12 protein-coding genes are annotated in these 13,531 nt (G+C 70.7%); 11 read left to right on the top strand and 1 reads right to left on the bottom strand.

Annotated features, from left to right (window positions below; translation table 11 throughout):
• Positions 1 to 97: 97 nt before the first annotated feature.
• A complete protein-coding gene (rmuC, locus tag BJK06_RS03675) occupies positions 98 to 1,360 on the bottom strand; it encodes a DNA recombination protein RmuC (RefSeq protein ID WP_070416751.1) in 1,263 nt (420 codons plus the stop codon).
• Between the two features lie 173 nt (positions 1,361 to 1,533).
• Here rmuC and iolC point away from each other — a divergent pair, with 173 nt between their 5' ends.
• The 11 genes from iolC to BJK06_RS03620 all read left to right on the top strand — a co-directional run bounded on the left by iolC (position 1,534) and on the right by BJK06_RS03620 (position 13,527).
• Positions 1,534 to 2,487: a 5-dehydro-2-deoxygluconokinase gene (iolC, locus tag BJK06_RS03670; RefSeq protein ID WP_374930695.1), complete on the top strand. Its 954-nt coding sequence runs from the start codon at positions 1,534 to 1,536 to the stop codon at positions 2,485 to 2,487.
• A complete protein-coding gene (locus BJK06_RS03665; protein ID WP_070416749.1) occupies positions 2,480 to 3,469 on the top strand; it encodes a class I fructose-bisphosphate aldolase in 990 nt (329 codons plus the stop codon). Before iolC ends, BJK06_RS03665 begins: the two co-directional genes overlap by 8 nt.
• On the top strand, positions 3,466 to 4,977 hold the full coding sequence (locus tag BJK06_RS03660) for a CoA-acylating methylmalonate-semialdehyde dehydrogenase (RefSeq protein WP_070416748.1): 1,512 nt from the start codon (positions 3,466 to 3,468) through the stop codon (positions 4,975 to 4,977). Before BJK06_RS03665 ends, BJK06_RS03660 begins: the two co-directional genes overlap by 4 nt.
• 6 nt (positions 4,978 to 4,983) lie before the next feature.
• Positions 4,984 to 5,886 carry a 5-deoxy-glucuronate isomerase gene (gene iolB / locus BJK06_RS03655; protein WP_070416747.1) on the top strand — a complete coding sequence of 301 codons (903 nt, stop codon included), beginning with the start codon at positions 4,984 to 4,986 and terminating at the stop codon, positions 5,884 to 5,886.
• 17 nt (positions 5,887 to 5,903) lie between these two features.
• On the top strand, positions 5,904 to 7,784 hold the full coding sequence (gene iolD, locus BJK06_RS03650) for a 3D-(3,5/4)-trihydroxycyclohexane-1,2-dione acylhydrolase (decyclizing) (RefSeq protein ID WP_070419183.1): 1,881 nt from the start codon (positions 5,904 to 5,906) through the stop codon (positions 7,782 to 7,784).
• 38 nt (positions 7,785 to 7,822) lie between these two features.
• Entirely contained in the window at positions 7,823 to 8,749 is a 927-nt protein-coding gene (locus tag BJK06_RS03645) for a sugar phosphate isomerase/epimerase (protein WP_070416746.1), read from the top strand.
• A gap of 20 nt (positions 8,750 to 8,769) precedes the next feature.
• Positions 8,770 to 9,801 (top strand): Gfo/Idh/MocA family protein, encoded by a 1,032-nt coding sequence (locus BJK06_RS03640; protein WP_070416745.1) that lies wholly within the window; start codon positions 8,770 to 8,772, stop codon positions 9,799 to 9,801.
• 3 nt (positions 9,802 to 9,804) lie between these two features.
• Positions 9,805 to 10,674 carry a sugar phosphate isomerase/epimerase family protein gene (locus BJK06_RS03635; protein WP_070416744.1) on the top strand — a complete coding sequence of 290 codons (870 nt, stop codon included), beginning with the start codon at positions 9,805 to 9,807 and terminating at the stop codon, positions 10,672 to 10,674.
• Positions 10,671 to 11,783, top strand: coding sequence for a transaldolase family protein (locus BJK06_RS03630; RefSeq protein WP_070416743.1), 1,113 nt, complete (start codon positions 10,671 to 10,673; stop codon positions 11,781 to 11,783). The genes BJK06_RS03635 and BJK06_RS03630 overlap by 4 nt, the downstream gene beginning before the upstream one ends.
• Positions 11,780 to 12,997: a Gfo/Idh/MocA family protein gene (locus BJK06_RS03625; protein ID WP_070416742.1), complete on the top strand. Its 1,218-nt coding sequence runs from the start codon at positions 11,780 to 11,782 to the stop codon at positions 12,995 to 12,997. The genes BJK06_RS03630 and BJK06_RS03625 overlap by 4 nt, the downstream gene beginning before the upstream one ends.
• A gap of 122 nt (positions 12,998 to 13,119) precedes the next feature.
• The gene (locus BJK06_RS03620) at positions 13,120 to 13,527 is read left to right on the top strand and encodes a tautomerase family protein (protein ID WP_070416741.1); all 408 of its coding nucleotides are present in this window, start codon (positions 13,120 to 13,122) and stop codon (positions 13,525 to 13,527) included.
• Positions 13,528 to 13,531 lie beyond the last annotated feature (4 nt).

Raw genomic sequence — 13,531 nt, 5'->3', positions numbered from 1 at the left:
TCGAACCAGCCCCGCGGGGGAGTTCGATGTCGCATTCGTGGTTCGACGGCGCGGCGCCGGGGCGGGGCGGGCCGGTGCCAGTGCGCCGGAGCGGGCGTCAGTCGTCGTCGAGGGCGCCGACGAGCTCCGGCGCGGTGAGCAGCCGCGGCTCGTCGGTGATCGTCGCCGGGTCCGCGATGACCTTCGACTCGTCGAGGAGTGACAGCCGCCGGGCACTCGGCAGGACCTGGCGTTCGAGCGACCCCACGAACCGGTTGTAGTCGACCACGGAGCCCCGGATCGACCGCCCGAGCTTGTCGACGTGTCCGGCCATGGTGGCCAGGCGGCCGTAGAGCTCGCGGGAGACGCGGAAGAGCTCGTGCGCCTCTTGGGAGACGACGTCCTGCTGCCACGAGAACGCCACGGTCTTCAGCACCGACCACAGCGTCACCGGCGACGCGAGTGCGATGCGCTTGCGGAACGCGTGGTCGAGCAGCCCGGGGTCGGCGGCGAGGGCGCTCGAGATGAGCGACTCCGACGGGATGAACGCCACGGTGAGCTCCGGCGATGCGTCGTAGCCAGTCCAGTACTCCCGCGCGGCGAGGGCGTCGACGTGGGCCCGCAGTGCCTTGACGTGCTGCCCGATGAGCGCATCGCGCCGGGCCCCCTCGGCGCCGGTCGCGGTCGCCGGGATCTCGGCAGCCTGCAGGTAGGCGCTGAACGGGACCTTGGCGTCGACGGCGATGGTCTTGCCACCCGGCAGGTGCACGACCATGTCGGGGCGTGCGGTCCCGGCGGTCGTGGTGACGGAGGACTGCACGTCGAAGTCGACGCGCTCGAGGAGCCCCGCGGCCTCGACCACGTTGCGCAACTGGGTCTCGCCCCAGACGCCGCGCGTGCTGTTCGACGACAGGGCGCTGGCCAGCGTGTCGGCGGTGGCGCGCAGGCGTTCCTCGGACTCGGCAGCGGAGCGCAGCTGTGCCGAGAGGGCCCCGTACTGCTCGCTGCGGGACTGTTCGAGCTCGGCGATCTTGGCGCGCATGACGTCGAGCGTCTGGGCGACCGGGCTGAGCGCGGAGAGCACCTTCGACTCGCCCTGGGTCCGGGCGGCGTCGGCACCGTGCATGCGCTGGACGAGGTGCTCGAGTTCGGCGGCCCGGCGTTCGAGCGAGTCGACCTGCCGCCGGTACTGCGCGTCCTGCGCGTCGAGCCGTTCCTCGGCGTCGCGACGGACCTCGTCGAGGCGCGACCGGAGCGCCTCGGCGCTGGCGCGGGACGTGGCCGCGTCCACGCCGGCGCGCGACCGCGCGAGCGACCAGGCGACGACCGCACCGACGGCGACGCCGATCACGAGACCGATGACCAGGGCGAGGATCTGCATGTCGCGACCTTGGCAGGACCCACCGACACCGCGCCTCCTGGGCCGCCCGAATCCATGTCATGACATTAGGGCAAACAAGGTGTACAGTCGTGATCGTCCGCCGATGAAGCCGCACGGAAGGTCCCCCGCGTCGCATGACGAACCCAGCTCCCCACGCGTACGACGTGATCACGATGGGACGTGTGAGCGTCGACATCTACCCGCAGCAGACGGGGCCGCTCGAAGACGTCTCGACGTTCTCGAAGTCCGTCGGCGGCAGCGCCACGAACGTCGCGATCGCGGCAGCCCGGCACGGAGCCGACGCGGCGGTCATCACCCGCACGGGCAACGATCCGTTCGGCCGCTACATCGCCAGGACCCTGCCGGAGTTCGGTGTCGCGAACGCCTTCGTCGAGACGGTCGAGGGGCTGAACACCCCCGTCGCGTTCTGCGAGATCTTCCCGCCGGACGACTTCCCGCTGTACTTCTACCGGGCACCGAAGGCCCCGGACCTCATGATCACGGCGAAGTCCCTGCCGCTGCACGAGATCGAGCGGGCGAAGATCTTCTGGACGACGGTCACCGGCCTCAGCGAGGAGCCGAGCCGCCAGGCCCACCAGGTGGCGTACGAAGCGCGCAGTGCCGCCGCGTCCCCGACCGCCCGGCACACCGTGCTCGACCTCGACTACCGGTCCATGTTCTGGTCGTCGCCCGAGGCCGCGACGCGCGAGGTCGCCGTCGCCCTCGAACACGCGACCGTGGCCGTCGGCAACCGCGAGGAGTGCGAGGTCGCCGTCGGTGAGACCGACCCCCTCCGCGCCGCCGACGCCCTGCTCGAGCGCGGGGTCGAGATCGCCATCGTCAAGCAGGGGCCGAAGGGCGTCCTCGCCAAGACCCGCGACGAGTTCGTCGAGTTCCGCCCGCACCACATCGACGTCGTCAACGGCCTCGGATCGGGCGACGGCTTCGGCGGGGCACTCACCCACGGACTGCTGCAGGGCTGGGGGCTCGAGCGGACCCTCGCGTTCTGCAACGCCGCCGGCGCGATCGTCGCGACCCGGTTCGAGTGCTCCACCGCGATGCCGACGACCGACGAGATCGAGCAGTTCCTGCAGGACAACCCCACGGAGGAGGCCGTCAATGCCTGAGATCAGCACCGCCGACTTCGCGCGGCTGCGGGACGTCCGCGCCGGACAGCCCGAGCTCGTGCGGGCCGCGCTCGACGCCCGACGCAAGCGCTCCCTGCTCGCCGACGACGGCAAGCTCTTCATCGTGGCCGCCGACCACCCGGCACGCGGAGCCCTGGCCGTCCGGAACGACGAGTCCGCCATGGCCGACCGGTACGACCTGCTCGAGCGGCTCGTCACGGCACTCGGACGCCCCGGGGTGGACGGGGTGCTCGGCACGCCGGACATCCTCGAGGACCTCGCGCTCCTGGGCGCCCTCGACGACAAGGTCGTGGTCGGCTCGATGAACCGCGGTGGCCTCCGGGGCGCCACGTTCGAGATGGACGACCGCTACACGGCGTACTCGGCGCAGGCCATCAAGGACTCCGGGCTGGACTTCGCCAAGCTCCTGGTGCGCATCGCCCTGGAGGACTCGGGCACCGCCCCGACCCTCGAGGCCACGGCCCGGGCGGTCAGCGAGGCCGCGGCGCTCCGGCTGCCGATCATGCTCGAGCCGTTCATGTCGGCGTGGCAGGACGGCCGGGTGGTCAACGACCTGACCGCCGACGCCGTGATCACCTCGATGGCGATCGCCGCGGGACTGGGGGAGTCGAGCGCGTACAGCTGGCTCAAGATCCCGGTCGTGGACGACATGGAACGGGTGATGGCCGCGACGACGCTGCCGACCCTGCTGCTCGGCGGGGACCCGTCGACCCGCCCGCTCGAGACCTACGCCAAGTGGGCCGACGCCCTGGCACTCCCCGGGGTGCGCGGCCTGGTCGTCGGCCGCACGCTGCTCTACCCGCCGGACGGCGACGTCGCCGCAGCCGTGGACGTGGCCGCCGGGCTCGTCCACACCCAGGAGGCCCGTGCCGGGTTCTCCACAGAATCCCACGACCCAGCCGCTCGGCTCGCGGGCGCCACCACCATGGACTCGTCCATCCCGGAAGGAAGCAACGCATGACCACCACCGAGACCGCCACCACGACCATCGGGCACTGGATCGACGGGGCACGCGTCGCGTCGACGTCCGGCAACACGGCCCCGGTGTACGACCCGGCGCTCGGGGTCGCGACGAAGCAGGTCGCCCTCGCGAACGAGGAGGAGATCCAGGCGGCGATCGCGAGTGCGAAGGCGGCGTTCCCGGCGTGGAGCAACCTGTCGCTGTCGAAGCGCCAGCAGATCCTGTTCTCCTTCCGCGAGGTCCTCAACCGCGACAAGGCGGAGCTCGCCGAGATCATCACGAGCGAGCACGGCAAGGTCATCGACGACGCCCTCGGCGAGATCGCTCGCGGGCAAGAGGTCGTCGAGCTGGCGACGAACATCCCGAGCCTGCTCAAGGGCGAGTTCAGCGACCAGGTGTCGACCGGCATCGACGTGTACTCGATCCGTCAGCCGCTCGGTGTCGTCGGCATCATCAGCCCGTTCAACTTCCCCGCCATGGTGCCGCTGTGGTTCCTGCCGATCGCGATCGCCGCGGGCAACACCGTCGTGCTGAAGCCGAGCGAGAAGGACCCGAGCGCCGCGATCTGGCTCGCCGAGAAGTTCAAGGAGGCCGGGCTGCCCGACGGTGTCTTCACCGTTCTGAACGGCGACAAGCTGAGCGTCGACGGGCTCCTCACCAGCCCCGACGTCGAGTCGATCTCCTTCGTCGGGTCGACCCCGATCGCGCAGTACGTCTACGAGACGGGCACGAAGCACGGCAAGCGCGTGCAGGCCCTCGGCGGCGCGAAGAACCACATGCTCGTGCTGCCGGACGCGGACCTCGACCTCGTCGCGGACAACGCCATCAACGCGGGCTTCGGATCCGCCGGTGAGCGCTGCATGGCGATCTCGGTCGTCGTCGCCGTCGAGCCGGTGGCCGACGAGCTCATCGAGAAGATCACGGAGCGCGCGGCGACCCTGCGCATCGGCGACGGTCGTCGCGGGTGCGACATGGGCCCGCTCGTCACGAAGCAGCACCGTGACAAGGTCGCCTCGTACATCGAGGTCGCAGAGCAGGACGGTGCGGTGGTTGTGGTGGACGGCCGCACCGTCCGACCCGACGGCGACGAGAACGGCTTCTGGCTGGGCCCGACGCTCATCGACCGGGTCCCCACCACGAGCCGCGTCTACACCGAGGAGATCTTCGGCCCGGTGCTCAGCGTCGTCCGCGTCGCCTCCTACGAGGAGGGCCTCGAGCTCATCAACAGCGGGGCGTACGGCAACGGCACCGCCATCTTCACCAACGACGGGGGCGCTGCCCGTCGCTTCCAGCGCGACGTGCAGGTCGGCATGATCGGCATCAACGTGCCGATCCCCGTCCCCGTCGCGTACTACTCGTTCGGTGGCTGGAAGAACTCGCTGTTCGGCGACCACAAGGCGTACGGCGCCGACGGCGTGAGCTTCTTCACCCGCCAGAAGGCGATCACGAGCCGCTGGCTCGACCCGTCGCACGGCGGCATCAACCTCGGCTTCCCGTCGAACGGCTGAGCGCTCGTGACGACCGACAACTGGTTCAACCCCGCCGGCTCCCGCCCCGAGGCGGGCTGGACGGACGTGATCGACGGCCGTGTCGCGGGGTGGGCGCACACCGGTCTGCGGACCGGCGCGCTGACCGACGGGGGCGAGCTGCGCCTCCAGGCCGACGCCGTGGAGCGCATCGTCGTGCCGCTCGCCGGATCGTTCCGCGTCACGTACGCGGGTGCCGCCGGGAACGGCGACCAGGCCCTCGACGGGCGTTCGAGCGTGTTCGACGGACCGACCGACGTCCTGTACCTCGGTTCGGGAACGGAGGCGCGGATCACCGGCACCGGTCGGCTCGCGGTCGCCGAAGCACCCACCGACACCGTCAAGCCGACGACGTACGTGGCCCGGCAGGACGTGCCGGTCGAGCTCCGCGGTGCCGGACAGTCCAGCCGGCAGGTGCACAACTTCGGCACCCCGGCGGCGCTCGACGCGGACAGGTTCATCGTGTGCGAGGTGATCACGCCGGCCGGCAACTGGTCGTCGTACCCGCCGCACAAGCACGACACGTCCGTGCCCGGCGAGGAGTCGAACCTCGAGGAGATCTACTACTACGAGTCCGCCGTCGCGCGCGGGGTCTCCGCACCGAGCACCGCCGACCCGTTCGCACTGCACCGGACCTACGCGTCCGACGACCGCGCGATCGACGAGTTCCGGCAGGTGCGCACCGGCGACATCGCCCTCGTGCCGTACGGCTGGCACGGTCCCGCCGTCGCGGCGCCGGGCTACGACATGTACTACCTCAACGTGATGGCCGGGCCCGACCCGGAACGCGTCTGGAACATCACCGACGACCCGGCGCACGGCTGGGTCCGCCAGGTGTGGGAATCCGAGTCGATCGACCCGCGCCTGCCCTACGAAAGGAAGCTCGCGTGACCACCAACACGCGGAGGATGACCGTCGGCCAGGCACTCGTCGAGTTCCTGGCCAACCAGTGGACCGTCGACGGTGACGTCCGCGAACGCACCATCCCGGGGATCTTCGGCATCTTCGGGCACGGCAACGTCGCCGGCGTCGGCCAGGCCATCAAGCAGCTCCACGTCGAGCAGCCCGGCCTGCTGCCGTACCACCAGGCCCGCAACGAGCAGGCGATGGTGCACGAGGCCGTCGGCTTCGCCCGCATGCACCGCCGCCGTGCCACCTTCGCCGCGACGGCGTCGGTCGGCCCGGGTGCCGCGAACATGCTCACCGCCGCGGCGCTCGCGACGACCAACCGGCTGCCCGCACTGCTGCTGCCGTCGGACACCTTCGCCACGCGCACGACCGACCCGGTGCTCCAGCAGATCGAGCTGCCGCACGACACCTCGCTGCAGGTGACCGACGCGTTCCGTCCGCTGTCCCGGTACTTCGACCGCGTCGAGCGTCCGGAGCAGCTGTTCTCGATCGCGCTCGCGGCGATGCGGGTGCTCACCGACCCGGCCGAGACCGGCGCCGTGACCATCGCCCTGCCCGAGGACGTCCAGGCCGAGCAGCTCGATGTCCCCGTCGCCTTCCTGCAGCCGCGTGAGTGGCACATCCGCCGGCCGCTGCCCGAGCACGGGCCGCTGGCGCGTGCGGTCGCGGCGATCCGGGCGGCGAAGCGTCCCGTCATCGTCGCCGGCGGTGGCGTGCTGTACTCCGGTGCGGAGCAGGAACTCGCGGCGTTCGTCGAGGCCACCGGCATCCCGGTCGGCACGTCGCAGGCCGGCGGCGGGTCGCTCGTCTGGGACCACCCGCAGTACCTCGGTGGCATCGGCGCGACCGGTACCGCCGCGGCGAACGCGATCGCCGCGCAGGCCGACGTCGTCATCGGGATCGGCACGCGGTACAGCGACTTCACGACGGCCTCCCGGACGGCGTTCCAGAACCCGGACGTCACGTTCGTCAACGTCAACGTCGCCGCGTTCGACGCCTACAAGCACGGGTCGCAGTTGCCGATCGTCGCGGATGCGCGCGAGACGCTCGTCGCGCTCGCCGAGCACCTCGCCGCGTTCTCGGTGGACGCCGGGTACGCGGCCGAGATCGCGCAGCGGAAGCACGAGTGGGACGCCGTGGTCGACCAGGCCTTCGCACCGTCCGGCCTGGCCGTGCCCGGTCAGTCCGAGATCATCGGCGCCGTGCAGTCCGCCACCGATCCGCGCGACGTCGTCATCCAGGCTGCCGGATCGCTGCCGGGCGACCTGCACAAGCTCTGGCGGGTGCGGGACGCGCTCGGCTACCACGTCGAGTACGCGTTCTCGTGCATGGGCTACGAGATCGCCGGGGGCATCGGCGTCCGCCGTGCCGCGCCGGACCGCGACGCGATCGTCATGGTCGGCGACGGCAGCTACCTCATGCTGCACACCGAGCTCGTCACGGCCGTGGCCGAGGGCATCAAGATCGTGGTCGTCCTCATCCAGAACAACGGGTACGCGTCCATCGGGCACCTGTCCGAGACGGTCGGGTCCGAGCGGTACGGCACGAAGTACCGCTACCTCGACGAGACCGGCTCGTTCGAGGGCGACGACGTGCTCCCCGTCGACCTCGCCGCCAACGCACGCTCGTACGGCGTCGACGTCATCGAGGTGCAGCCCGGGCCGAACGCGATCGAGGACCTCACGTCCGCGGTGCGTCAGGCGAAGGCGAACGACCACACCACGCTCGTGCACGTCCACTCGGACCCGCTCGTCTACGCCCCCGAGGGTGACGGCTGGTGGGACGTCCCGGTCGCCCAGACCTCCACGCTGCCGAGCACCCAGCAAGCCCGCACCGCGTACGAGCAGCAGGTCGCCGCGCAGCGTCCCCTGCTCGGCTGAACACCTTCCACCACACGCAGAAAGCAGACGACGACGTCATGACCGACACCGCCACCGCCACCGACGCCATCCGGATCGGCACCGCCCCCGACTCGTGGGGCGTCTGGTTCCCCGACGACCCGAAGCAGGTCCCGTGGCAGCGCTTCCTCGACGAGGCGACCGCGGCCGGCTACAAGTGGATCGAGCTCGGGCCGTACGGGTACCTGCCCACCGACCCCTCGCGGCTGCGCGACGAACTGGAGTCCCGCGGGCTCCAGCTGTCAGCCGGCACCGTCTTCACCGGGTTCCACAAGGGCGACGACCAGTTCCAGCGCGCCTGGGACCAGGCCGTCAAGGTCGCCGGTCTCGCCGCCGCGCTCGGCGCCGAGCACCTCGTGACCATCCCGGACCTCTGGCGCTCGGACGCCACGGAAGAGGTGCTCGAGTCGCGCACGCTGACGGATGAGCAGTGGGAGCGCCTCGGCAAGGGCCACGACCAGCTCGGCAAGGCGCTGCTCGAGGAGTTCGGCGTGCACCAGCAGTTCCACACGCACGCGGACAGCCACGTCGGCACCTACACGGAGACCGTGCGCTTCCTGTCCGAGACGGACCCGGCCTACACGAACCTCTGCCTCGACACCGGTCACTTCGCCTACTACGGCGGCGACAACCTGAAGCTCATCGCCGAGCACCCCGAGCGCGTCGGCTACCTGCACCTCAAGCAGGTCGACACCGACCTGCTCCCCGACGTCCTGAAGAACGACGTCCCGTTCGCCACCGCGGTGGCGCAGGGAATCATGACCGAGCCGCCGCACGGCACGCCGGAGCTCGCGCCCATCATCGAGGCCGTCGCGAAGATCAACCCGGACATCTTCGGCATCGTCGAGCAGGACATGTACGGCTGCTCCGTCGACGCTCCCGGCCCGATCGCCGAGCGCACGTTCCAGCACATCTTCGGCTCGACCGCCGCCGCCCGCGCCCTCTGACACCCCCAGGAGAACCCAGCATGAGCACCACCGAGAACCTCCGCGTCGCCGTCGTCGGAGCGGGCGCGATGGGCAGCGACCACGTGCGTCGCATCACGTCGACCATCGCCGGCGCCGACGTCGTCGCGATCGTCGACCCCGACACAGCCCGGGCCACCGCGGCCGCGGCGAAGGCCCCGGGTGCGATCACCGCGTCGTCGTTCGAGGACGCACTCGAGGCCACCCCGATCGACGCGGTCATCGTCGCGACCCCGGGCTTCCTGCACGAGCCCGTCCTCGTGCCCGCCATCGAGCGTGGCCTCGCCGTCCTCTGCGAGAAGCCGCTCACGACGTCGGCCGCGGACTCCCTGCGGATCGTCGAGCTCGAGCAGGCGACGTCCGAGCGCCCGAAGATCCAGGTCGGCTTCATGCGCCGGTTCGACAAGGGCTACCAGGAGCTCCGTGCGCTTCGCGAGTCCGGGTCGAACGGTGCCCTGCTCGCGCTGCACCACGCGCACCGCAACCCGACGACCCCGCCGAACTTCAGCGAGTCGATGCTCATCCACGACTCGGTGATCCACGAGATCGACATCATCCCGTTCATCACGGGGGAGCCGATCGTCGCCGTCGAGGTGAAGAAGCCGCGCAAGAACTCCCTCGCACCGGCCGACCTGCCCGAGCCGCAGTTCGTCCTGTTCACCACCGAGTCGGGCACGATGGCGATCGTCGAGATCAACGTCAACGCCCAGTTCGGCTACCAGGTCACGACCGACGCGGTGTTCGAGTCGGGTGTCGCCTACATCGGCCGCGAGACCTCGCTGAACCTCGTGTCGCAGGGCGTGTCCGGCCAGGGCGTCACCCCGTCGTTCGTGGAGCGCTTCGGCGCCGCCTACGACGAGGAGGTCCAGCGCTGGGTCGACGCCGCCAAGACCGGCGGCATCGACGGGCCGAGCGCCTGGGACGGCTACACGGCTTCCGTCGTCGCCGAGGTGGCCGTGCGTGCGCAGCAGACCGGTGCGCTGGAGCAGGTCGCCTACGCCACCGCGAAGCCGGCGTTCTACGAGACGGCCTGATCGATGCCGAAGATCGCGCTCGACCCCACGCCGTTCCACCACGACCTGTCGCTGCTGGAGTTCCCGCAGAAGGTCGCGGACCTCGGCTACGAGTACCTGCAGCTCACCCCGCACCAGGACTTCATCCCCTTCTACCGGCACCCGAAGGCCGACGACGACCTCGTCGACGCGTTCGCTGCAGCGTGCCGGAAGGCCGGGGTGCGGGTCGCGTCGGTCCTGCCGGTCCTCCGGTGGTCCGGGCCCGACCGTGACGCCCGTGAGGCCGCGGTGACGAAGTGGAAGCGGGTCATCGAGATCACGAAGCGTCTCGGCGTGGACACGATCAACACCGAGTTCTCCGGCCGCCCCGAACTCCCCGAGGAGTCCGAGGATGCCTTCTACCGCTCGATGGAGGAGCTCCTGCCGATCATCGAGGACGCCGGACTCCGCGTGCTCATCGACCCGCACCCGGACGACTTCGTCGAGGACGGCCTCGAGGCCCTCCGGGTCATCCGCGGCCTCAACTCGAAGCACGTCGGGTTCGTCTACGTCGCCTGCCACACCTTCCACTACGGCGGCAACATGGACGAGATCATCGACGCCGCGGGCGACTCGCTGCAACTCATCCACGTCGCCGACGCCTACGACCACCGACGGTCGCACGGCCTCCGTTACATCACGAACCCGCCGGGCAACCCCGTGCGCGTGCACCAGCACCTCCCCGTCGGGCAGGCGGACGTCGACTTCGACGCCTTCTGGGCCGCCCTCGACCGAGTCGGCTTCACGGCGCGCGAGGACACCGTCGCGGTGTCGAGCGTCTTCGCCGAGGACGAGAACGCCGACGAGGTCTCCCGCTTCCAGCTCGACACGATCACGAAGGGACTGAACCGATGACGACCACCATCGAGACCCCGACGCCCACCGGCACCGACGTCCGACCCGTCACCCTGCAGGCCGCGTCGCAGACCGTGACCGCCCTGTGGAACGACTCCGCCGATCCGCGCGAGCTGTCCACCGCGATCCACGAGTACGGCGCGGTCGGGGCGACCTGCAACCCCGTGATCGCGTACACCTGCATCCAGCAGGATCCCGACACGTGGGTCCCGCGCATCCGTGAGATCGCCGCCGAGCACCCCACCGCGGGGGAGTCCTGGATCGGGTGGAAGGCCGTCGAGGAGCTCTCGATCGCCGCGGCCGCGCAGCTGTTGCCCGCCTTCGAGGCGTCGGGTGGCCGCAACGGCCGGCTGAGCATGCAGACCGACCCGCGTCTCCACCGCGACCAGGACGCCCTCGTCGAACAGGCCGTGCGGTTCTCGCAGCTCGCGCCGAACATCATCGTGAAGATCCCCGCCACCAAGGTCGGCATCGCCGCCATCGAGGAGGCCGCGTACCGCGGTGTCTCGATCAACGCGACCGTGTCGTTCACCGTGCCGCAGGTCGTCGCCGTGGGCGAGGCCATCGAGCGCGCCCTCGACCGCCGTGCCGCCGAGGGTCTGCCCGAGCAGGAGTTCGGCCACGTCGTCACGCTGATGGCCGGCCGCTTCGACGACTGGCTGAAGACCGTCGTCAAGCGCGACCACGTGATGGTCGACCCCGGCATCCTCGAGTGGGCCGGTGTCGCTGCGGTGAAGCACGCGTACCGGGTCTTCCAGGAACGCGGCTTCCGGTCGCGCGTGCTCGTCGCCGCCTTCCGGAACGCGATGCAGTGGTCGGAGTTCCAGGGCGGTGACCTCGTCGTGTCGCCGCCGTTCCAGTGGTCGAAGGACATCAACGACAACGCGTTCCCGTTCCGTCCGGACGCCATCGACGACGAGGTCCCCGCGCACGTCATCGACGCGCTGCGTGCGGCCACGCCGGAGTTCGCCCGGGGCTACGACGTCGACGGCATGACGATCGACGAGTTCGACCGCTTCGGCGCCACGGTGACCACGCTGCGCCAGTTCCTCGACGCCGACGCGAAGCTCGACGCCCTGGTCCGCGACATCATCGTGCCGGCAGCATGAGCGCAGCCGCGTCCGCCGACGTCGCCACCATCGGTGTCGGCCTCATCTCGGTCGGCTGGATGGGCCGGTTGCACTCCCGTGCCTACCGCGCCCTGCCCGACCACTTCCCGGAGCTCGGCGTGCACCCCCGGCTCGTCGTCGCCGCCGACCCGATCGAGGCGGCACGCGACCAGGCCGTGACCCGCCTGGGCTACGAGCGGGCCGTCGCCGACTACCACGAGGTCCTGGCCGATCCCGAGGTCGACGTCGTCTCGATCTGCTCGCCGAACTTCCTGCACCGCGAGATGGCGGTCGCCGCTGCCGAGGCGGGCAAGCCGTTCTGGATCGAGAAGCCGATGGGCCGGTACGCCAGCGACTCCCGACAGATCCACGAGGCCGTGCAGCGCGCCGGTGTCATCACGAGCGTCGGCTTCAACTACCGGCACGCCCCGGCGATCGAACGGGCGCGCGAACTCGTCCGCAGCGGGCGCCTCGGCCGGATCACGAACGTCCGCGGGTCGCTCCTCGCCGACTACTCGTCCGACCCCGCGGCGCCGCTGACCTGGCGCTTCGAGCGGGAGCGTGCCGGCTCGGGCGTCCTCGGCGACCTGCTCTCGCACGGGCTCGACCTGGCGCAGTACGTCGTCGGCCGGATCTCGTCCGTGACGGCGCTCGCGGAGACCTTCATCGTCGACCGCCCACTCCCCGGCGCTGGCATCGTCGACCGCAGCGCCGCCGCGACGGGGGAGCGGAAGCCGGTCGAGAACGAGGACTACGCGGCCCTGCTCTTCCGCTTCGAGGACGGCGCCGTCGGCACGATGGACTCCAGCCGCGTCATGCGAGGGCCGCACGCCGAGTACACGCTCGAGGTGTACGGCACGAAGGGCTCGGTGCGGTGGGACTTCCAGCGCCTCAACGAGCTCGAGGTCTACCTCGACGGGCAAGAGGTCGACGGATACGCCACCCACTACGTGGCCGCGGGGGACGGCGAGTTCGCCCGCTTCCAGCCGGGCGCCGGTACCGCCATGGGGTACGACGACCTGAAGACCGTCGAGGCCGCGCAGTTCATCGCGAGCGTCCGGCGCGGGGAGCAGCTCGCGCCGTCGGTCGCCGACGGCCTGGCGGCTGCGTCGATCGTGGAAGCGGCGGAGGCGTCGCTCGCCGACGGGGCGTGGCACGAGGTGGCGCGCGTCGACGGACCGCTCACCTACGCGGCGGCGACCCCTGTGCTCTAGACACACGACCCGACGGACGGGAGGCGCGGTGCCAGCTGGCACCGCGCCTCCCGTCCGTTCTGTCCCGCGCTCGCAATCCATGTTAGGTTGTCAGGACAAAGCATCGACCTGCAGGAGGCACCATGCCGCTCGTCCGTATCGACCTCGCCACCGGCCGCACGCCCGAGGCCGTGCGTGCCGTCGCCGACGCGATCCACACCGCCATCGTCGACGTGTACGGCATCCCCGCACGCGACCGGTTCCAGATCGTCACCGAGCACCCGGCGCAGCAGATCATCGCCGAGGACGCCGGACTCGGGTTCGAGCGCACCGACGGCGTCGTGATGATCCAGGTCTTCACACAGCGCGGGCGCGACCAGGCCGCGAAGCAGGAGCTCTACCGCGCGATCCACGACGGGCTCGCGGGGGTCGGTGTCGCGTCCGAGGATGTCTTCATCGGGTACGTCGAGAACGGGCCGGAGGACTGGTCCTTCGGCTTCGGCCGGGCGCAGTACGTGACGGGCGAACTCGGGGTCCCCTCGTTCGCCTGAGCGG

The organism is Curtobacterium sp. BH-2-1-1 (genome assembly GCF_001806325.1).
In the GTDB taxonomy this organism is placed as follows: domain Bacteria; phylum Actinomycetota; class Actinomycetes; order Actinomycetales; family Microbacteriaceae; genus Curtobacterium.
The sequence above is the reverse complement of the archived record's forward strand: the minus strand, read 5'-3'. Positions and strand labels throughout refer to the sequence as shown.